Raw genomic sequence first — 18228 nt, forward strand, 5'->3', positions numbered from 1 at the left:
TTTGACTGACGGGAGAAACGCTACATGGCAACAGCATCAGCAACGATCGACATTCCGGCTTCGGCCGAGCAGGTCTGGCAATTGATCGGCGGTTTTCATGCGCTGCCGGACTGGCTGCCGTTCATTGCAAGCAGTGAATCAACTGAAGGCGGGCGAGTGCGCCATCTGCAAACGGTCGATGGCGCTGTGGTTGTCGAGCAACTGCAGACGTTTGATAACACCGCCAGGACCTACAGCTACTCGATCCTGCAGGCGCCGTTCCCGGCCCGGGATTATCTGGCAACCGTCAAGGTTGAAGCGCTGGGGCAGGGCGCCCGGGTGACGTGGTCTGGCCGGTTCGAGCCGGTGGGGGTGAGCGAGGAGGAGGTGGTGGCGTTGTTCACCGGGGTCTATGAGGGAGGGTTACAAGCGTTGCGAGCGCATTATCCGGCTTGATCCGCAGCCTGGTACCTGTGGGAGCACAAGGTTTGCGTCCACCGCGATACCGGTGGGAGTGGGCTTGCTCCGGGCGGTGATCCGACGATGGCGGTGTTTCAGGCGCCCGGGATGTTGGGTGTGCCGGCCTCATCGCCAGCAAGCCCGCTCCCACAATGTTTCTCGGCCGTTCGCCACGCAGCATCAAGACGCAGTAATCAACCGCTCGCGGCAATCAAGCACCAGTCGCGCACCGCCCATCTCGCCGTCGCCGACTTCCAGGGCGAAGCCGTGCAAGCTGACGATCGCCGCGACAATCGACAACCCTAAACCAAAGCCGCCTTGCGGACTGCCGCCTTCAGCGCGGTAGAAACGCTGGAACACCGCCTCGCGTTCAGTCAGCGGTATGCCGGGGCCGGAATCCTCTACTTCGATTTGTGTATGCCCGTCCCGATTGACCCCACGCAGAATCACCTGGCCGCCGGGCGGTGTGAACTTGATCGAGTTACTGAGCAGATTGGCCACGGCCTCGAACAACAACGCCCGGTCACCGTTCAGCAGCGCCAGGGTGTCGGGCAGTTCGAGGCTGAACGTCAGCTCGCCTTCTTCGGCCAGCGGCAGGTAAAAGTCGTGCAACTCCTGCAACAAAGGCACCGGGTCGAGTTGCACGAAGCCGGAGCGCCGCTGCCGGTCTTCCAGCTCGGAAATGCGCAGCAGCCCGCGAAAACGTGCCATCAGGGTGTCCGCTTCGGCCAGCACCGAGTCCAGTTGCACCGCTTGCGGCGAACCTTCGCCGGCCTGTTGCTGCATGCGATAGAGCTGCGCGCGCAAGCGGGTCAGCGGCGTGCGCAGGTCATGGGCAATGTTGTCGCACACACCCTTGACCTCGTTCATCAGGTGTTCGATGCGCTCGAGCATGACATTGACGATGGCGGCCAGCATGTCCAGTTCGTCACGCCGGTTGGACAGCGGCAGGCGTCGGGTCAGGTCGCCGGCGACGATGGCCTCGGCGCTGGCCTGAATCCCGCGAATACGCCGCAGCGGCCGGCGACGCAGCAAGTGCCAGCCGGCGATGCCGGGCACGATGGTCAGGGTCACCCCCCAGAACAGCGCGTGCAGGATGATCCGGGTCACGGCGAACAGCGAGCCGTTGTCGCGCACCAGAATCAGCCACCAGCCGTCGCGGGTCTGGGTGGCGACCGCGTCGCAGCTGTCCGTGGGCAGCGTCGGATCGTCGGAGTCGGCGCAATCGCTGAGCATGTGGATCTTGCCGTCCAGCGGCAGGCCTTCGGGAATGTGGTGCAGGGCGCCGCTGAGGTAGCGATGCTCGGCATCGAACAGGCCGTAGGCGTCGATGCCGCGAATGTCGAAGGTCATGCTGACGGCGAGGGCATCCACCAGTTGCTCGCCGGAAAAGCGCGAGAACAAATGCTGGCGTTGCATCAGCGAGTGTTTGGCCAGGTTGTCCAGGTACGCCGAGACCTCGAAATACATGACCCCCATGAGAATCCCGCTCCAGAGCACGAACAGTGAACTGTAGAGCGCGAGCAGGCGACTGCTGGAAGAGCGCCAGCCCTTAGACGGGTTCGGCAATGACATAACCCGAGCCTCGCACGGTCCGAATCAGTGGGACCTTGCCAGGCGGGTCGATTTTCTTGCGCAGGCGGCCGATGTGCACGTCGATCAGGTTGGTGCCGGGGTCGAAGTGATAGCCCCAGACTTCCTCGAAAATCATCATCCGCGACAGGATCTGCCCGGTGTTGCGCATGAGGAATTCCAGCAGTTTGTATTCGGTGGGCAACAGGGTCAGCAACTGCCCGTCCCGGCTGGCTTCATGGCTGATCAGGTTCAGCTCCAGGTCCGCCACGCGCAAGGTGGTGGCCTGGGCGGTCACGGTGTTCTGGCGCCGCAGCAGGACTTCGACCCGGGCGGCCATCTCGTCAGTGGCGAACGGCTTGGTCAGGTAGTCGTCGCCCCCGGCTCGCAAGCCGCGCACGCGCTCGTCGACATCGGAGAGGGCGCTGATCATCAGGATCGGTGTCGCCACGCCCATGGTCCGCAGGGTGGTGACAATCGCCAGGCCATCGAGCTCGGGCAACATGCGGTCGAGGGTGATCAGGTCGTAATTGCCGCTGACGGCGCGCTCCAGGCCTTCGCGGCCATTGTCGACCCAGTCCACCTCGAGGCCGTGGCTGCTCAGTTCGGCGACAATTTCCCGGGCGGTTACGGTGTCGTCTTCGATGGTCAAGATGCGAGTCATGGGACGGACCTGATAATCAATTCAAGGCAAGTGTGGGGGCATTTTGCCAAGAAATGTCGACGACTTTTTAAATTAACTTTCATGTGATTCGGCAGACAACCGGGAAGATTGATTTGATTTGGCACTCGCTGACTCCCGGCGGTCACGAGCGCTGCAAGCATAAATCGGCAATGCATAAAACCCGCCGCGAAAACCGGTTCAATGCAGAATGCAAGGTCCTAGGAAATGAAGTTTTTCTAACTAATTGAAAATAAAGGATTTATATAAAGTCGACGACTGGCACGGTGGCTGCAATTCCTCTGATGACGAGTTGTAACAACATCTTTCTTGCCTGGAGCGACATAATAATGAATAGATCCCCTGATGGTTTCCATCCTGCCGAAGAGGAAGCCAGTTCGCTGTCTGGCGTCTCCTGGGGTGCGATATTCGCCGGGGCCGCTGCTGCGGCGGCGTTGTCGCTGATCCTGGTGTTGCTGGGCGTCGGGCTGGGCTTCTCGGCCGTATCCCCTTGGGCCCATGAGGGCGTCAGCGCCAAGGGGCTGGGCATTTCCACCATTGTCTGGCTGACCGTGACACAAATCCTGGCCTCCGGGCTCGGTGGCTACATCGCCGGTCGCCTGCGGGTGAAATGGGCCAACATGCACGGCGACGAAGTCTATTTCCGTGATACCGCCCATGGCTTCCTGGCCTGGTGCGTGGCCACGCTGGTGACGGCGACGCTGGTGCTCGGCTCGGTCAGCGGTGTGGTCAGCAGCGGCGTGCAGGCCGGCGCCAGTGTGGTCGGCGGGGCGGCCAGTGTCGCGACACAAGCGGCCGGCACCGCCGCTGCCAACAGCGACTCTGACCAGTACGGCTATTTCGTCGACAGTCTGTTTCGCGATGATCGCCCGGCCGCCGTCAGTGATGACGCAGCCCGTGGCACCGTGACCCGTATCTTCGTGCGCTCGCTGAGCAACGACGGTCAGCTGTCTGCCGAAGACCGTACCTACCTGGCCCAACTGGTGGCCCAGCGCACCAACCTCACGCAGGCCGATGCCGAGCGCCGGGTCGATGAAGTCTATGCCCGCACCCAGAAAGCCGTGGCCGACGCCAAGCTGGCCGCGCAGCAAGCGGCGGATACTGCCGCCAAAGTGGCTGCGGTGACCTCGTTGTGGATGTTCATCGCCCTGCTGATCGGTGCCTTTTTCGCCAGCCTCGCGGCCACCTTCGGCGGTCGTCGTCGGGATGCGGTGGTCTACGTGGAAACCGACACCTACGTCACTACCACCCCTGTTCGTTAACCCGGGAGAATCCTCATGCGCTCATTACTGCTGTTCTTTCTTGGTGTACCGATCCCGATCATCATCCTGATCGCCCTGTTCGTGCACTGATTCCTCGAGGCTGATACCTGCGCCGCTTCTGCTCCGTCAGAAGCGGCGTTTTCGTTCAGGGCAGGGTGAATGTCCAGGGGGTAATCAAATTCCGGATCTGGCCGATAACCCTTGCTGCCAAGGCCGTTTGTCTTCTATATACCGCCACTGCGTTGAATTTCTTGCTATAAACGCACTCCGATAGCCGGCGCAAAGACTGATGCAGCGCACTTTCGAGGCTTTGTCGGACAAATTCGTGGTCTTTTCTGTTGCTGAGGCCTCAAGTCGGCCTTAGACTGCCGCCCCTCGTAAATTGAGTGCCGGGTGGCGCTTGGACTACATGGCGCCGTTCCGTTGGCCAGATCCGATCTGCCGGAACGCTCCCTAATTCGCCTTAATGCACGTTTTTTTATAGAGATATCAATGACAAAGGACAAGTTGCTGGCCATGCCGGCGGATGACTACATGAATGCCGAGCAGCATGCTTTTTTCGCTGAGCTGCTGCAGAACATGAAAGTCGAAACCCACGAGCGCATTGAGCAGAACCGTATCGCCATCGAGAGCCTGGATTCTCCGGCCGATCCGGCTGACGCGGCTTCCGTTGAAGAAGAGCGCACCTGGCTGGTCAACGCGATCGATCGCGACCAGCGCATGCTGCCTCAACTGGAACAGGCTCTGGAACGCATCAAAGAAGACAGCTTCGGCTGGTGCGACGACAGCGGCGAGGCCATTGGCCTGAAGCGTCTGCTGATCAGCCCGACCACCAAATACTGCATCGAAGCCCAAGAGCGTCACGAACAGATCGACAAGCACCAGCGTCAGGCCTGATTTCGTAGCGCCACGCATCGCGGGCCAGCCCGACTCCTGCAGGAGCAAGGCTGGCCCGCGATGTTTTTTTTCGTCTGCGAAAAGCCCAGAGTGTTTCTATTTGACCGGATGCAGCGATCGCGACTAAGGGACCATGGATAATGGCCTTGTAGTGGCGTTTAATGCAGACACAACAATTAGAAGTGTGGGTGACGAAGATGACGCGCGACGAATCCGTGGTCGGGGCAGGGCAGGTGCCCGCCTTGTTGCCGAAAAACCGCTGGCTGACGCCGACCCTGCAAAGCATCGCGTTGATGCTATTGCTGTGCGGCATGGCGCTGGGCGGATGGCCGCTTTACGTGGGCCTGCCGATGGCGGTGCTGGTGGTGTGGCTGCCTCGTCTGCGGTCCCGAGCCGTTCCTGCAGCCACGCCGGTCGACCAGACGAAGGCGATGGCTGAACTGACTCGCGATCTTTCCTACACCACCAGCCACAATGCGCTGTCAGCCGCCGGCGTGGCCTATTCGGTCAGGCAACTGGCGGACAAACTGCAATCACAACTCGGGTCCGCGGCGCAGATTGTCAGCAATGCCGAGGTGATGATCGCCACCGAGCAAGCCACTTCGACCCTCAGCCAAGCCGCCCTCAGCGCCGCCAGTGAAGCGCACCGCAGCAGCGCTGCCGGACGCACCGAGCTGATCGAGTCGATCAACCGCATGCATCAACTCAGTCAGCGCGCCAGCAGCAGCCGCGAGTTGATCGAGGCATTGAGTCTGCGCAGCGACGACATCCAGCGCGTCACGCTGGTGATCCAGTCCATCGCCAGCCAGACCAATCTGCTGGCCTTGAACGCCGCCATCGAAGCGGCACGCGCCGGTGAACACGGGCGCGGTTTTGCGGTGGTGGCCGATGAGGTTCGCGGCCTGGCAGCGCGCACGGCGACGGCCACCGGTGAGGTCGGCGAGATGGTGGCCGATATCCAGCAACGCACCGCCCAGGTCGTGGAGCAGATCCGCCAGTTGTCCAGCGACCTCGACACCGGTGTCCAGCAGGTCGAGCACACCGGGCAGCACCTGGAGAACATTGCGCGCCTGGCAGCCGGCGTCGAAAGCCAGGTCGGCGAGATCGCCAAGGGCGCCGAGACCAACCGCGAGCAACTCGACAGCCTGTTCCATGCCATCGAACAGATGCGCAGCGACCTGGCGGTCAGTGATCAACAGACCCAACGCCTGGCGCAAGCCGCCGTCCAGATGGAAGGGCAGGCCGAAAGCATCAGTGAGCGTCTGTCTGAAGTGGGTCTGGATGACTATCACCAGCGGGTTTACGACCTGGCCAGGGAAGGCGCGAGTCAGATCTCGGCGCGCTTTGAAGCCGACATCGACGCTGGCCGTGTCAGCCTCGAGGATTTGTTCGACCGCAACTATCAGACGATTCCCAACACCAGCCCGGCCAAGTACCAGACGCGTTTCGATCGCTACACCGACCAGGTGTTGCCGGCGATCCAGGAGCCATTATTACCGCGCCATGAAGGTCTGGTGTTTGCGATTGCCTGCACGCAGCAAGGGTATGTGCCGACGCATAACAAGGTGTTCAGTCAGCCGCTCACGGGCGATGTGCAGGTCGACACCCTGCAGAACCGGACCAAACGCAAGTTCGCCGATCGCACCGGGATTCGCTGTGGCAGCCATCAACAGGCCGTGCTGTTGCAGACCTACACCCGCGATACCGGGGAGCTGATGCACGATCTGTCGGTGCCGGTCATGGTCAAGGGCCGGCATTGGGGTGGGTTGCGGCTGGGGTACAAACCGGAGGGGCCGCAGTGATGCCTGGTTTTCTGCAGGCGCGAGCAGCGTCCTGCAGAAAAGGCGGGGAGGCACGCTCTATCGTCCGTCGTGCAGGCGCACATTCAACTCGTCGACCATAAGGGCTTCTTCACCATCGGCGCGTATCCATTCCTTGAGGAGCATCGCCTGAGAAGGCGTCCAGAAGGGGGCGTCGATCAGCTTGGTGTTGGCGTCCAGCGGATGCGCCTCGATGAACTCGTCGATGGCGTCACCCTCCGAAGGCAACCCCAGTTGATCGAACAGGGTTTTGAGGTCGTGAGCGGGCAGGTCCATGGTGATCTCCTTGCGCAAATGTCAGTGCGATGTCATTTCATCTGAGGCGCCCGCGCTCCCGGAGTTCGAAACCATTTGCGAATGCAGGAGTCAATGACCCACGGCAACGCTCAAGCGCGGGATTCGAGTGCCCGGGCCAGTGCGCAGGCTTCATTGTGATTGCGGCGGAAGCCTCTTACGTGACCTGTGGAGATTTCCTTGATATGGAAGAACGCATTCCCTGCCAGTACCACCTGAAAACGCAGCAAGTCCGGCGCTTCGGCGGGAAACGGCGGAGGCGTAAACAGGCTCGAATGCAGGTTTGACGTCGGGCTGGGAGGGGCTGAGAAGTGTGTCAGGGTGCACATATGAAGTCCTTTTCATGGTTTTGCCGACGTATGTACGGCGTTTTGGCTGGTCGCGGTGAGCTTCGCTGCTCTAGAATCACCGTCAGGATTGGCGCTTGACGGTTATCTAAAGCAATTTTTTGCGATGGATATGTCGGAAAAATGCTTTTTTTGCAGCGTTTTTTCCCTAAGGTTGGTAGTCCTGTTTTTCTGGCGATCAGAAGGGCGATTTCCTTCATCTTTTGACGCATACCCGGCAAGACGACGCGAGTCTCATTCCATTAGTCTTCTTACGTCTTGCGAGGGATGAGCCCTGTGCTCGTTCCGGATAGACCCCGGCCACTTGGGTCCAACTTTGGCATTGCCGCTTGTTTCTGCTGTGCGCGGCCTGGCTGTGCGCAGCATCATTTTCAGATGTGGGGATGTTTCCTTGGCAGTAAGTAATCTCGATATGCATGCTTTGTTCGTGCTGGGTGATCTGCGCGCAAAGTTGGTTAAACAGTTCCAGTCACGTTTTGTCTATGTCACCGAGCAGAACGCAGAAGGCATCTACATTGCCGAGCTCGATACCGAGTCCGCGCTGGTGGTGGATGACAAGCCGGGCCTCAAGCTCAAGGTTGGCGATCATTTCAGTGCTTCGGTGCTGCCCAGCCGTGAAGGCGGCAAACTGGAGATCCGGTTCCGCGACATCAAGCTGACCGTCTACGGCATTGGCGATTACGCCTACGTCACCACGGCCGATGGGCAGGGGATCGTGTTCAGGGAAGGGCACAGCGTGGTGACGGTGTTTGCCGCGCACCAACAGTTGCAGGAAGGCCTGACCAAGACGCTCAAGGCCGTGACGGCCAAGGCCGCGAAGTGGCGCAAGGGCGAACTGGTGACTTTCAAGGCCAGCGAGTGATGACCCAGGGTCGCGCCGCGTTTCACCAAGAGCACCTGGCCAATGCTCAGGTCGAGGCACGTCGTCTGTTCGAGCACAAGAGCGTCATGCAGGGCGCCTGGCTGGGTTGGGTCGCGTCGCAGATCTATGCACTGCGTCCGGCGGAGTACGCCAGCATGGTCAGGAGAGAGTTGGCGCGCTTGCAGGAAAATTCCGAAAATTAACCCACGCCCCTCGAAAGCAGGAACCTCTACTACAGTCAGTTGACTGAGTATTTTGAGGCTTGCGGTCTTCTGCCAGGCCATCCTGCTATTGCTGTGAACAGCACGAGGTGCAAAAGCATGAACGGATTTCGACGGTTGCTGGCCACTGTCCTGGTGGCTTTGGGTCTGGGTTCGCCCCTTCCGGTCCTCGCCGCACAGGCGCCGATCCACTTTGCCGACCTGAACTGGGAAAGCGGCAGCCTGATCACCGATATCCTGCGGGTGATCGTCGAGAAGGGCTACGGGCTGCCGACGGATACCTTGCCCGGCACCACCATCACCCTGGAAACCGCATTGGCCAATAACGACATTCAGGTCATTGGCGAGGAATGGGCGGGTCGCAGCCCGGTGTGGGTCAAGGCCGAGGCCGAAGGCAAGGTGGTCAGCCTTGGTGATACGGTCAAGGGCGCTACCGAAGGCTGGTGGGTCCCGGAGTACGTGATCAAGGGGGATCCGGCGAAGGGCATCAAGCCCATGGCGCCGGATCTGCGCAGCGTCAGCGACCTGCCGAAATACAAGGGCGTATTCAGCGACCCGGAATCCCCGGGCAAGGGACGCTTCCTCAACAGTCCGATCGGCTGGACCTCCGAGGTGGTGAACAAGCAGAAACTCAAGGCCTATGGCCTGGAAGACAGCTTCACCAATTTCCGCAGTGGCTCGGGGGCGGCGCTGGACGCCGAGATCAGTTCATCGATCCGTCGCGGCAAACCGGTCCTGTTCTATTACTGGTCGCCAACGCCGTTGCTCGGACGCTTCAAACTGATCCAGCTGGAAGAGCCGCCGTTCGACGCCGAGGCCTGGAAAACCCTGACTGACGCCGATAACCCTGACCCCAGGCCGACCCGCTCACTGGCCTCGAAGCTGTCCATCGGTGTGTCTACGCCCTTCCAGAAGCAGTACCCGCAGATTGCCGAGTTCTTCAGCAAGGTCGATTTCCCCATCGATCCGCTGAACAAGGCGCTGGCTGAGATGAGCGAAAAACACACCCCGCCACGGCAGGCGGCGGAGGCGTTCATGAAGGCGCATCCCGACGTGTGGCAGGCGTGGGTGCCCAAGGATGTGGCGGACAAGGTGACGGCCGGGTTGAAGTGATGCGTTGAAGCGCAGGCAGCCATCGCGGGCGGGCTCGCCCCCACATCGGTATGAGACCCGTTGTGGGGGCGAGCCCGCCCGCGATGCTTTTACTGTGCTCCTGTCAGGTCAAGCCCTTGCTCCGCCGACCGGTCGTGCACGCCAGGAAATGCCGACTAGGATGATTCTGTCCAAATCCCTTCAAGGATCTTCAACCATGACCTTTGCGTTGGCTCAATGGCTGGTGACGATATTGGCAGTGATCAGTTTGGTACACGTTTATTGGGGCCTGGGCGGCGAGTGGGCGATGCTGGCTGCCATCCCGCAGGTGCCGGTGGAGGGCAGTGTGCGGTTGCGGCCGGCTTTCAAGCCGCGAGGCTGGATTACCCTGATGGTGGCCGCAGCCTTGCTGGTGATCGCCTTGCTGGTGTGTCTGCGGGTCGGCTGGTGGGTCCCGGCGGTCCCGCATCAATCGTTGCAGTGGGTGATCAGCGCCATTGCCATCCTGATGTTTGCCCGGGCGATTGGCGATTCGGAACTGGTGGGGTTTTTCAAGCAGATCAAGGATTCGAGATTTGCCCGGCTCGACACCTGGGTGTATTCGCCGTTGTGCGTGGGGTTGGGGTCGGGATTGTTGGCGGTCGCCTGGGTCTGAGGTCACGTGGCTGTCGATATCGCGAGCGGGTCGAATCGTTGCGGCGACGCTCCCGCAGCCTCATTTCAAACTGAAAGCCCCATGCAGGAGCGGGCTTGCTCGCGATGCAAATCCGCGGATTCAGCCCCCAGTCTCAGTCCGCCGACTGCTCACCTCGGCCGGCACATCATCCCCGGCCATGCGCTTGCGGAACAACGCGGCGCGCGCCAGCAGCAAAGTGGTCACCGGCACGGTGATCGCCAGCAGGATCGGAATCAGCCAGGCATGCAGCACCGGCCCGGACTTGAGCGCGGAAAAGTAGATGATCGAAGCCAGCGCCACGCACCAGGCACCCAGTGTCGAGGCCAGGGCCGGTGGATGCATGCGCTGGAAGTAATCCTTCATCCGCGCCAGCCCGACCGCACCGATCAAGGCGAAGACACTGCTGAGCACCAGCAGGATCGCCACCGGGATTTCCACCCACAGGGACAGTTCAGGGGTCATTCGATTACCTCGCCACGCAAAAGGAATTTCGCCAGGGCACAGGAGCCGACGAAGCCGAACAGGGCAATCAGCAGCGCCGCTTCGAAGTAGGTATCACTGGCATAACGAATGCCCAGGGTGAGCATCATCAGCATGGCGAGGATATACAGGTAATCCAGCGCCAGAACCCGGTCCTGGGCCGAGGGGCCCTTGAACAGCCGGGTCAGCGTGAGCACCATCGCCAGGGAAAAAATGAACAGGCTCAGCAGAATCGCATTCGACAGCAGGGCACTCATTCGAAGATCTCCATCAAGGGCTGCTCGTAGGTCGTCTTGAAATGCTCGATGAACTGCGCTTCGTCATCCAGATCGAAGACGTGCAGCAGCAGGATGCTGCGATCCAGCGCCAGCTCCGACCAGACGGTGCCGGGGACCACGGTGCAGATCATCGCCAACGCCGCCAGGCCATTGGCGTCGCGCAGGTCCAGTGGCACCTTGACGAACTGCGAACGCGGCGCCCGTCGGCCGGCATTCAGCACGCCCCAGGCCACCGCGAGGTTGGAGGCCAGCACGTCACGGCCGACGATCAGGAACAACCGCACGATGGCCCCGGGACGCCGGATACGGATCGGCAGAGGCCGCAACTTGCGCATCATCAAGGGTGCGCAAAAGCCCAGGGCCGCCCCCAGCAACAGGTTGCCCGGGCTCACAGACAGATTCAGCACCAGCCACAACAACCACAATGCCAGCGACAGCCACGGCGCGGGAAACAGACGCTTCATGGCTGCACCTCCGCAACGGCTGCCTTGGCTTCCGGGCTCGGGACCGCGCGGGTGCCGAGCACCGCCATCACGTATTGCTGCGGGTTGTTCAGGGCCTGGGCGGCGGCCTGGGTGTAACGAATCAGCGGTTCGGCCTTGAACGTCAGGGCAATGCTCAACCCCAGCAACACGATGATCGGGATGCATTCGAACCGGCGCAGCAGGGGCGAGGGCCGTTCTTCAGGCGTCCAGAAGCGCTGCACGCCCAGGCGCGAAAAGGCGATCAGTGACGCCAGCCCGGAAAGAATCAGCAATGCCAGCAACCCCCACGCGGCGTTCGACACCGGGGCATCGGTGCCCTGGCCCAGACCCAGCGGGTTGAGCAGGGCGCTGAGCAGGCCCAGTTTGCCGATGAACCCGGACAGCGGCGGCATGCCGATGATCAGCAGGGCGCACGCGATGAAACTCAGGCCGAGGAACGCCATGGTCCAGGGAATCACCTGGCCGACCACGGCTTTCTGTTCGTCGTCGAGGTTGATGCCTTTGGGCGGTTGCAGGGATTCCAGCGGCCGCGCAATCAGGTCGCCGTCGTCCTCCAGCGGCATTTCATTGGCCGAACGCGAGCGCTCGATCAACTCCGCCAGCAGGAACAACGCGGCCAGCGCCAGGGTCGAGCTGACCAGGTAGAACAGCGCGGCGGCAATCAGATTGGGCTGCGCAAAACCGATGGCCGACAGCAGAATGCCCGCGGACACCAGGATGCTCAGGCTGGCCATGCGCTCCAGGCGTTGCGCGGCGATGATCGCCACGGCGGCGCAGGCGATGCTCGCCAGGCCGCCGTAGATCAGCCAGTCGCCGCCAAAGTACGCCGACGCGCCGGCCTGGCCGGAAAACAGCAAGGTCCACAGGCGCAGCAGGGTATAGACGCCGACCTTGGTCATGATCGCGAACATGGCGGCCACCGGAGCGCTGGCGGCGGAATAGGCCGGCACCAGCCAGAAATTCAGCGGCCACATGCCGGCCTTGGCCAGGAACGCCACGGCCAGGATCGCTGCACCGGCGTGCAGCAGGCCGCGATCGGCTTCTTCCACCAGTGGAATTTTCAGCGCCAGGTCGGCCATGTTCAGGGTGCCGGTGACGCCGTAGATCAGCGCCGCGCCAATCAGGAACAGCGACGAGGCCAGCAGGTTGATCGAGATGTAATGCAGCCCCGAGGACACCCGCGCACGGCCCGACCCGTGGAGCAACAGACCATACGAGGCGGCCAGCAGCACTTCGAAAAACACGAACAGGTTGAACAGGTCCGCCGTCAGGAACGCGCCGTAAAGGCCCATCAACTGGATCTGGAACAGCGCATGGAAACTCGAGCCGGCACGGTCCCAGCGGGCCAAGGCGAACACCAGGGCGCTGACGCCGATGATCCCGGTCAGCACCAGCATCAGCGCCGACAGGCGATCGACCACCAATACGATGCCGAACGGCGCTTGCCAGTTGCCCGGCAGGTACACACCGATGGAACCGGGCACGCCCGTGGTTTGCGTCCATTGCAGCAGCAACAGGGCAATGCCCAGGCCGAGCAGGCTGGAGAACAGATTGATTTTGGCCTTCAGCGGCCGGTGTTTCTCCCCCAGCATCAGCATGATCGCGGCGGTCAGCAGCGGCAGCAGGATCGGTGCGGCGATCAGGTGCGTCATCACATTCATTCTTTAGGCTCCCGGCCATCCACATGGTCGGTCCCGGTCAGCCCACGCGATGCCAGCAGCACCACGAGAAACAGCGCGGTCATGGCGAAGCTGATGACGATGGCGGTCAGCACCAGTGCCTGGGGCAGCGGGTCGGTGTAGTGCAACAGGTCCTGAGGCACGCCGTCCTTGATGATCGGTTCCTTGCCGATGAACAGGCTGCCCATGCTGAAGATGAACAGGTTGACCCCGTACGACAGCAGGCACAGGCCCATGACCACCTGGAACGTCCGTGGTCGCAGGATCAGCCAGACACCGGACGCGGCCAGGACGCCGATGGCGATTGCGATGACTTCTTCCATCAGACGGCTCCTTTCGTGGCGACGGACTTTGGCAGGGCTGCGGTTTTGTGCGCGCGGACCGATTGGTGGGCGAGGGCGGTGAGGATCAGCAGGGTCGCTCCGACCACCACCGAATACACGCCGATGTCGAAGAACAACGCGCTGGCCAGGTGCAGGTCGCCCAGCAGCGGTAGTTCGAAATGCCAGGTGTGGGTGGTCAGGAACGGATAACCGACCGCCAGCGCGCCCAGGCCGGTGACCGTGGCGAACAGCAGGCCCGTGCCCATCCAGCGCAGCGGCCGCAGGCTCATTTGCGCCTCGACCCACTGCGTGCCAGCGACCATGTATTGCAGGATGAACGCCACCGACATCACCAGCCCGGCGACAAAACCGCCGCCCGGCTGGTTGTGGCCGCGCATGAACAGGTAGATCGACACCACGAATGCAATCGGCAGCAGCAGGCGCACCAGCACCGCCGGCACCATCATGAAACCGAGCGCGGTGTCGCTGGCCTGGCGCGGGTTGACCAGGTCGGTGGCGACGTCGGGCGCCAGCAGGCGTTGCTGGGCGGGCAGTTGCAGGCTTTCCTTGGGAGGGCGGAAGCGGCGCAGCAGGGCGAATACGGTCAGCGCGACGGCCACCAGCACGGTGATTTCGCCCAGGGTGTCGAAGCCCCGGAAGTCCACCAGCATCACGTTGACCACATTGCTGCCGCCGCCCTCGGGCAAGGCGCGGCTCAAGTAGAACGAGGAAATGTCGTTGGGCGTCTGGCGCGTCAGCATGGCGTAGGACAGCAGCGCCATACCCCCACCCACGGCAACCGACAGCAGCAAGTCGCGCAGGCGACGGATGCGCGCCTTGCGCAGGCTGCTCGGCAGCGGCGAAACCTCTTCGATCCGCCGTGGCAGCCAGCGCAGGCCCAGGAGGATCAGCACCGTGGTCACCACTTCGACCACCAGTTGCGTCAGTGCCAGGTCCGGCGCCGAGAACCAGACGAAAGTGATGCAGGTCATCAGGCCGCACACGCTGACCATGGTCAGGGCTGCGAGGCGGTGATACTTGGCCTGCCACGCCGCACCGAGGGCGCAGGCGATCGCCAGCAACCACAGGGTCACGAACACGATCGAACCCGGAATCTTCGGTCGGTCGCCCCAGCTCAGCTGGCTGTGCAGCATCGGGATCAGCCCGGCCAGCACGGCGGCGAGCACCATCAGGAACAACTGGCTTTGCAGGCGCTTGGTGCTGATGCGCCGTTCGAGGCGACGGGCCAGGCGCATCATGATCACCAGGCTGCGCTCGAACAGGCGCTTGCCATTGAACAGGCCAATGATCGGCGGGTACTTGAAGCGTCCGCGCTTGAGCTGATTGCGCAGCAGCAGGTACAGCACGATGCCGCCGGACATGGCGATCAGACTCATGATCATCGGCGCATTCCAGCCGTGCCAGATCGCCAGGCTGTACTCGGGCAGGGTGCCGCCGACGACGGGCACGGCGGCGGCCGCCAGCAACGGGCCGACCACTTGCGCGGGGAAAATGCCCACGATCAGACAGGCGAACACCAGCAACTCCACCGGCGCACGCATCCAGCGCGGCGGCTCGTGGGGCACATGCGGCAGGTCGGTGGCGGTCGGACCGAAGAACACATCAACGGTGAAGCGCAGTGCATAGGCGACGCTGAAGGTGCCGGCAATGGTCGCGACGATTGGCAGGGTGATCTCGACCCAGGCGGTCGCGTTGATGAACACCGTTTCGGCGAAGAACATTTCTTTCGACAGGAAGCCGTTGAGCAACGGCACGCCCGCCATCGAAGCGCTGGCGACCATGGCCAGGGTTGCCGTGAACGGAATCAGCTTGATCAGGCCGCTGAGCTTGCGGATGTCGCGGGTGCCGCTTTCGTGGTCGATGATGCCGGCGGCCATGAACAGCGAGGCCTTGAACGTGGCGTGGTTGAATATGTGGAACACCGCGGCCACGGCCGCCAGCGGGCTGTTCAGGCCGAGCAGCAGGGTGATCAGGCCCAGGTGGCTGATGGTCGAGTAGGCGAGCAGGCCCTTGAGGTCGTTCTGGAACATGGCGCAGTACGCGCCGAGCAACAGGGTGCAGGCGCCGGCGCCGCTGACGATGTAGAACCATTCTTCACTGCCGGACAACGATGGCCACAGCCGCGCCAGGAGAAATACCCCGGCCTTGACCATGGTCGCCGAGTGCAGATAGGCCGAGACGGGCGTCGGTGCCGCCATCGCGTGGGGCAGCCAGAAATGGAAGGGGAATTGCGCGCTCTTGCTCAGGGCGCCAATCAGGATCAGGGGTAGCAGGATGGGGTAGAGGGCATGTGCGCGAATCAGATCGCCGGCGGCCAGGACCTTGTCCAGGTCATAGCTGCCCACCACATGGCCGAGCAGCATGACCCCCGCCAGCAGGCACAATCCGCCCGCACCGGTGACCATCAACGCCATGTAGGCGCCGCGTCGGGCATCGTGACGGTGATGCCAGTAGCCGATCAACAGGAACGAGAAAAGGCTGGTCAGTTCCCAGAAGAACACCATCTGGATCAGGTTGCCGGAAATCACCAGGCCGAGCATGGCGCCCATGAAGGCCAGGAAAAACGCGAAGAAACGCGGCACCGGATCGTCGGGCGACATGTAATAGCGGGCGTACAGCGACACCAGTGTGCCGATGCCCAGCACCAGTACCGAGAACAGCCAGGCGAACCCGTCCATGCGCAGGACGAAGTTCAAGCCGAGGCTGGGCAACCACAGGAACTCTTCGCGAATGACGCCGCCATCGGCGATTTGCGGGTACAGGAGCGCGACCTGGATGGTGCCGATGAGGGCAACCAGGCCCGCCAGCAGCGATTCGCTGTTGCGCGCGTTGTGCGGCAGGACGGCTGCCAGACAACTGCCGACAAAGGGCAGAAGCAGTAGAACTATCAGGGACATAGGCTTCTAATCTGCGGAGATTTGTGAAGCATCATACGTGCCAGTTCCCGGATCACCAAACGGCAAGCTGTGGCAGAATCCTACAAGGTAGTCGGAAAATGCCGGTCTTTCATTGTTTCGCAAGGCGCGTCAGGGCGGCGGGCCCCCTCGCGAGCAAGCCCGCTCCCACATTTGACCGCATTCTCTTTGACGGAAGCTGTTCAAGTGTGGGAGCGGGCTTGCTCGCGAAAGCGGACGACCCGTCGCTATAAGTCTTGAGGATTGCCTTCTCCCTCGCTTTCTCGCTCATCGCAAGTGTCAGTCTTACCCTTGGTCTTCAACTCACTGACGATCACCGCCGCGACAATCAACCCGGCGCCCACCAGGGCAATGGCCGGCAAGCGTTCCCCGGCGATGCGCCCGACGATCCCGGCCCACACCGGCTCACCGGCATAAATCAAGGTGGCCCGAGTCGGCGAAACACTCTTCTGCGCCCAGTTCATCGCCACCTGGATCGCCGCACTCGCGGCGCCCAGGCCCAGGGCGCTGCACAACAGGAACCAGGAGAAGTCGGGAAGGGCCTCATTCGTCGGCACCACCATCAGGAACGCCAGTACCGAGGTGGTCGCCAGTTGCACCACGGTCACCCGGCGCACATCGACCTGGCCGGCGTAGTTGCTGATCAGGATGATCTCGGCGGCAATCGCGATGGCGCTGATCAGGGTGGCGATTTCACCCGGGCTGAAATGGAACGACGCACCGGCCGGCCCCGACAGCAGCATCAGCCCGGTAAACGCCAGCATGATGCCGATGCTTGGCATCAACCCCGGACGGCGGCCCAGCGCCAGCCATTGCAGCAGGGGCACGAAAGGCACATACAGGGCGGTAATGAACGCTGACTGGCTGCTGGGGATGGTCTGCAAACCCACGGTCTGCAAGCCGTAGCCGAGCATGATCGCCACGCCGATGAAAGCGCCCGCCCTGAGTTCGAACAGGGTCAGCTCGCGCAGGTGTCGCCAGGAAAACAGCGCGACGATCAGCGCCGCCGCCGCAAAACGCAGGCCGACGAAGAACATCGGACCGCTCACCGTCATGGCGTGCTGCACCAGCAGGAAGGTGCCGCCCCAGACCATGGTGATCAGCACCAGCACGCATTCGGCCTTGCTGAACCGTGGAATACGAGGAGAAGCCGGGGAGGTGTTCAACGACGTCATGATCTTGCACGCTACCTGAGGGCGACGCACAATGCGCCAAATGTTGGGCAGTATACTGCTCAGCCCCCTCAAGTGAGCAATATAGTGCACAAAGATTCCATGCAGCGTGCTTCGGTCCTCCAGCACGTCAGTCTGAACGTCCGGCGTCTGCGCCATGCCGCCGACATGAGCCAGACCGCGCTGGCGGAAAAGTCCGGGGTCAGCCGCCGCATGCTGGTGGCCATCGAAGCCGGTGAGAAAAACGTCAGCCTGACCACCCTCGACCGTGTGGCCGAAGCGCTGGAGGTGGCATTCAGCGACCTGATCCAAGCCCCGGATGCCCGCGACCCCAGCCGCATCAATGAAGTGGCTTGGGCCGGGAAAATTCCCGGCAGCAAGGCGGTATTGCTCTCCAAGGCCTCGGCGACCCGTGAGGTGGAGCAGTGGGAGTGGTGCCTGCAACCGGGGGAAATCTACCCCTCGCAACCGGACGCCGATGGCTGGAGCGAGCAGATCTACGTCTTCGAAGGCTGTCTCACTTTAATGCTCGGCGATACGCCGCAGCGGATCGCCGCCGGCGAGTTCTACATGTTTGCCAGCAACCAGCCGCACGCTTATCGCAACGAGGGCGAGGTGGCCGCGCGGTTCATCAGAAACGTGGTGATCTAAGTGTTGGCTGACCAACATTGAACGGACACTTTGCTGGTTTGCTGTGCCGGGTGCTTCTCTT

General features: G+C 62.1%; 20 protein-coding genes. 9 read left to right on the forward strand and 11 right to left on the reverse strand.

The genetic code is table 11. The features are described from left to right. Positions 1-24 precede the first annotated feature (24 nt). Positions 25-435 carry an SRPBCC family protein gene (locus QIW53_RS01185; protein WP_371047878.1) on the forward strand — a complete coding sequence of 137 codons (411 nt, stop codon included), beginning with the start codon at positions 25-27 and terminating at the stop codon, positions 433-435. Positions 436-618: 183 nt separating this feature from the next. Here the strand turns inward: QIW53_RS01185 and QIW53_RS01190 are convergent, their stop codons facing one another. Further along, positions 619-2013 (reverse strand): sensor histidine kinase, encoded by a 1395-nt coding sequence (locus QIW53_RS01190; protein ID WP_371047879.1) that lies wholly within the window; start codon positions 2011-2013, stop codon positions 619-621. Then, on the reverse strand, positions 1991-2674 hold the full coding sequence (locus QIW53_RS01195) for a response regulator transcription factor (RefSeq protein WP_192308328.1): 684 nt from the start codon (positions 2672-2674) through the stop codon (positions 1991-1993). The genes QIW53_RS01190 and QIW53_RS01195 overlap by 23 nt, the downstream gene beginning before the upstream one ends. Positions 2675-3021: 347 nt before the next feature. Between QIW53_RS01195 and QIW53_RS01200 the strand changes: the two genes are divergently transcribed. From QIW53_RS01200 to QIW53_RS01210, 3 genes are all read left to right on the forward strand, one after another. After that, the gene (locus QIW53_RS01200) at positions 3022-3954 is read left to right on the forward strand and encodes a hypothetical protein (RefSeq protein WP_371047880.1); all 933 of its coding nucleotides are present in this window, start codon (positions 3022-3024) and stop codon (positions 3952-3954) included. A 492-nt stretch (positions 3955-4446) separates the two neighbouring features. Then, positions 4447-4851 (forward strand): TraR/DksA family transcriptional regulator, encoded by a 405-nt coding sequence (locus QIW53_RS01205; RefSeq protein ID WP_192308330.1) that lies wholly within the window; start codon positions 4447-4449, stop codon positions 4849-4851. A gap of 578 nt (positions 4852-5429) precedes the next feature. Further along, positions 5430-6653 carry a methyl-accepting chemotaxis protein gene (locus QIW53_RS01210; RefSeq protein WP_442439639.1) on the forward strand — a complete coding sequence of 408 codons (1224 nt, stop codon included), beginning with the start codon at positions 5430-5432 and terminating at the stop codon, positions 6651-6653. Between the two features lie 57 nt (positions 6654-6710). On the opposite strand, the gene QIW53_RS01215 is transcribed toward QIW53_RS01210, so the two are convergent. Further along, positions 6711-6947 carry a DUF2789 family protein gene (locus QIW53_RS01215; protein ID WP_371047882.1) on the reverse strand — a complete coding sequence of 79 codons (237 nt, stop codon included), beginning with the start codon at positions 6945-6947 and terminating at the stop codon, positions 6711-6713. 110 nt (positions 6948-7057) lie between these two features. Next, entirely contained in the window at positions 7058-7294 is a 237-nt protein-coding gene (locus QIW53_RS01220; RefSeq protein WP_371047883.1) for a hypothetical protein, read from the reverse strand. 430 nt (positions 7295-7724) lie between these two features. Here QIW53_RS01220 and QIW53_RS01225 point away from each other — a divergent pair, with 430 nt between their 5' ends. The 4 genes from QIW53_RS01225 to QIW53_RS01240 all read left to right on the forward strand — a co-directional run bounded on the left by QIW53_RS01225 (position 7725) and on the right by QIW53_RS01240 (position 10142). After that, positions 7725-8174 (forward strand): hypothetical protein, encoded by a 450-nt coding sequence (locus QIW53_RS01225; protein WP_371047884.1) that lies wholly within the window; start codon positions 7725-7727, stop codon positions 8172-8174. Further along, positions 8174-8377, forward strand: a complete 204-nt coding sequence (locus QIW53_RS01230) for a hypothetical protein (protein ID WP_371047885.1) — start codon at positions 8174-8176, stop codon at positions 8375-8377. The genes QIW53_RS01225 and QIW53_RS01230 overlap by 1 nt, the downstream gene beginning before the upstream one ends. Positions 8378-8494: 117 nt before the next feature. Continuing rightward, positions 8495-9508 (forward strand): ABC transporter substrate-binding protein, encoded by a 1014-nt coding sequence (locus QIW53_RS01235; RefSeq protein WP_371047886.1) that lies wholly within the window; start codon positions 8495-8497, stop codon positions 9506-9508. Between the two features lie 196 nt (positions 9509-9704). Continuing rightward, complete coding sequence (locus tag QIW53_RS01240) at positions 9705-10142, forward strand: DUF3995 domain-containing protein (RefSeq protein WP_371047887.1); 438 nt, start codon at positions 9705-9707, stop codon at positions 10140-10142. 120 nt (positions 10143-10262) lie between these two features. Here QIW53_RS01240 and QIW53_RS01245 read toward each other — a convergent pair whose 3' ends face one another. From QIW53_RS01245 to QIW53_RS01275, 7 genes are all read right to left on the reverse strand, one after another. After that, positions 10263-10625 carry a Na+/H+ antiporter subunit G gene (locus QIW53_RS01245; protein ID WP_371047888.1) on the reverse strand — a complete coding sequence of 121 codons (363 nt, stop codon included), beginning with the start codon at positions 10623-10625 and terminating at the stop codon, positions 10263-10265. Further along, on the reverse strand, positions 10622-10900 hold the full coding sequence (locus tag QIW53_RS01250) for a K+/H+ antiporter subunit F (RefSeq protein ID WP_371047889.1): 279 nt from the start codon (positions 10898-10900) through the stop codon (positions 10622-10624). The genes QIW53_RS01245 and QIW53_RS01250 overlap by 4 nt, the downstream gene beginning before the upstream one ends. Next, entirely contained in the window at positions 10897-11385 is a 489-nt protein-coding gene (locus tag QIW53_RS01255) for a Na+/H+ antiporter subunit E (protein ID WP_371047890.1), read from the reverse strand. Before QIW53_RS01255 ends, QIW53_RS01250 begins: the two co-directional genes overlap by 4 nt. Next, positions 11382-13067, reverse strand: a complete 1686-nt coding sequence (locus tag QIW53_RS01260; RefSeq protein WP_371047891.1) for a monovalent cation/H+ antiporter subunit D — start codon at positions 13065-13067, stop codon at positions 11382-11384. Before QIW53_RS01260 ends, QIW53_RS01255 begins: the two co-directional genes overlap by 4 nt. Beyond that, positions 13064-13408 carry a Na+/H+ antiporter subunit C gene (locus QIW53_RS01265; protein WP_007986256.1) on the reverse strand — a complete coding sequence of 115 codons (345 nt, stop codon included), beginning with the start codon at positions 13406-13408 and terminating at the stop codon, positions 13064-13066. Before QIW53_RS01265 ends, QIW53_RS01260 begins: the two co-directional genes overlap by 4 nt. Next, entirely contained in the window at positions 13408-16326 is a 2919-nt protein-coding gene (locus QIW53_RS01270) for a monovalent cation/H+ antiporter subunit A (protein WP_371047892.1), read from the reverse strand. Before QIW53_RS01270 ends, QIW53_RS01265 begins: the two co-directional genes overlap by 1 nt. Before the next feature lie 245 nt (positions 16327-16571). After that, positions 16572-17609, reverse strand: a complete 1038-nt coding sequence (locus QIW53_RS01275) for a DMT family transporter (RefSeq protein ID WP_371047893.1) — start codon at positions 17607-17609, stop codon at positions 16572-16574. Here QIW53_RS01275 and QIW53_RS01280 point away from each other — a divergent pair. After that, positions 17604-18167, forward strand: a complete 564-nt coding sequence (locus tag QIW53_RS01280) for a helix-turn-helix domain-containing protein (protein ID WP_371047894.1) — start codon at positions 17604-17606, stop codon at positions 18165-18167. The two genes, QIW53_RS01275 and QIW53_RS01280, sit on opposite strands and share 6 nt — an antisense overlap. Positions 18168-18228: the final 61 nt, after the last annotated feature.

The organism is Pseudomonas fluorescens (genome assembly GCF_041354075.1).
Classification (GTDB): Bacteria; Pseudomonadota; Gammaproteobacteria; order Pseudomonadales; family Pseudomonadaceae; genus Aquipseudomonas; species Aquipseudomonas fluorescens_CE.

Coding starts and splice junctions, on each gene's coding strand:
- QIW53_RS01185 (WP_371047878.1), top strand. CDS start 25: ATGGCAACAGCATCAGCAACGATCGACATTCCGGCTTCGGCCGAGCAG.
- QIW53_RS01190 (WP_371047879.1), bottom strand. CDS start 2,013: ATGTCATTGCCGAACCCGTCTAAGGGCTGGCGCTCTTCCAGCAGTCGC.
- QIW53_RS01195 (WP_192308328.1), bottom strand. CDS start 2,674: ATGACTCGCATCTTGACCATCGAAGACGACACCGTAACCGCCCGGGAA.
- QIW53_RS01200 (WP_371047880.1), top strand. CDS start 3,022: ATGAATAGATCCCCTGATGGTTTCCATCCTGCCGAAGAGGAAGCCAGT.
- QIW53_RS01205 (WP_192308330.1), top strand. CDS start 4,447: ATGACAAAGGACAAGTTGCTGGCCATGCCGGCGGATGACTACATGAAT.
- QIW53_RS01210 (WP_442439639.1), top strand. CDS start 5,430: ATGATCGCCACCGAGCAAGCCACTTCGACCCTCAGCCAAGCCGCCCTC.
- QIW53_RS01215 (WP_371047882.1), bottom strand. CDS start 6,947: ATGGACCTGCCCGCTCACGACCTCAAAACCCTGTTCGATCAACTGGGG.
- QIW53_RS01220 (WP_371047883.1), bottom strand. CDS start 7,294: ATGTGCACCCTGACACACTTCTCAGCCCCTCCCAGCCCGACGTCAAAC.
- QIW53_RS01225 (WP_371047884.1), top strand. CDS start 7,725: ATGCATGCTTTGTTCGTGCTGGGTGATCTGCGCGCAAAGTTGGTTAAA.
- QIW53_RS01230 (WP_371047885.1), top strand. CDS start 8,174: ATGACCCAGGGTCGCGCCGCGTTTCACCAAGAGCACCTGGCCAATGCT.
- QIW53_RS01235 (WP_371047886.1), top strand. CDS start 8,495: ATGAACGGATTTCGACGGTTGCTGGCCACTGTCCTGGTGGCTTTGGGT.
- QIW53_RS01240 (WP_371047887.1), top strand. CDS start 9,705: ATGACCTTTGCGTTGGCTCAATGGCTGGTGACGATATTGGCAGTGATC.
- QIW53_RS01245 (WP_371047888.1), bottom strand. CDS start 10,625: ATGACCCCTGAACTGTCCCTGTGGGTGGAAATCCCGGTGGCGATCCTG.
- QIW53_RS01250 (WP_371047889.1), bottom strand. CDS start 10,900: ATGAGTGCCCTGCTGTCGAATGCGATTCTGCTGAGCCTGTTCATTTTT.
- QIW53_RS01255 (WP_371047890.1), bottom strand. CDS start 11,385: ATGAAGCGTCTGTTTCCCGCGCCGTGGCTGTCGCTGGCATTGTGGTTG.
- QIW53_RS01260 (WP_371047891.1), bottom strand. CDS start 13,067: ATGAATGTGATGACGCACCTGATCGCCGCACCGATCCTGCTGCCGCTG.
- QIW53_RS01265 (WP_007986256.1), bottom strand. CDS start 13,408: ATGGAAGAAGTCATCGCAATCGCCATCGGCGTCCTGGCCGCGTCCGGT.
- QIW53_RS01270 (WP_371047892.1), bottom strand. CDS start 16,326: ATGTCCCTGATAGTTCTACTGCTTCTGCCCTTTGTCGGCAGTTGTCTG.